Annotated in this window: 1 protein-coding gene; it reads left to right on the top strand. The window is 64.6% G+C overall.

Features of this window, described 5'->3' with window-relative positions:
• Window positions 1-24 precede the first annotated feature (24 nt).
• Window positions 25-773, top strand: a 749-nt coding sequence (locus AAA138_RS09850) for an arginine deiminase family protein (RefSeq protein WP_349090674.1), incomplete at its 3' end; no start/stop codon positions are given.

The raw sequence follows: 773 nt of genomic DNA, 5'->3' as shown, positions 1-773 counted from the left end.
GGCCCGAAAGAAAGGTAGGAGGCCATGACGAAAGGTCTGCACGTGCCTTCCGAGATCGGCAAGCTCAGGAAGGTCTGCCTGCACCGTCCCGGCGACGAGCTCCTCAACCTGCCGCCCGACGAGCTCGAGCGACTCCTGTTCGACGACGTCCCGTTCCTGGAGGTCGCACAGCAGGAGCACGACACCTTCGCCCAGATCCTGAGGGACCAGGGCGTGGAGGTCCTCTACCTCGAGAACCTCGTCGCCGAGGTGTTCGACCAGGTCCCCGGCGCCCGCGCCGAGTTCACCGACCAGTACATCGCCGAGGCCGGCATCCGCGGCCAGCACATGCCGCAGATCGTCCGCGAGAAGCTGGACTCCATCGAGGACAACCTCGAGTTCGTCAAGAAGACCATGGCCGGCATGACCAAGGCCGAGATCGACATGCCCCTCACGGCGTCCACGACCCTCGACTCCCTGGTCAACTCCGAGTCCGAGTCCGACCTGATCATCGACCCGATGCCCAACCTCTACTTCACCCGCGACCCGTTCGCGGTCGTCGGCGAGGGCGTCAACCTCAACCGCATGTACTCGGTCACCCGCAACCGCGAGACCCTGTACGGCAAGTACGTCTTCAAGTACCACCCCGACTACAAGGACGTCTCCCTGTACTTCCGCCGCGACTGCCAGTTCCACACCGAGGGCGGCGACGTGCTGAACATCAACGAGAAGACCCTCGCCGTCGGCATCTCCCAGCGCACCCAGGCCGCCGCTATCGACGTCATGGCCCAGAA

Source organism: Collinsella sp. CLA-JM-H32B, from assembly GCF_040098065.1.
Taxonomy (GTDB): domain Bacteria; phylum Actinomycetota; class Coriobacteriia; order Coriobacteriales; family Coriobacteriaceae; genus Collinsella.
The sequence above is the reverse complement of the archived record's forward strand: the minus strand, read 5'-3'. Positions and strand labels throughout refer to the sequence as shown.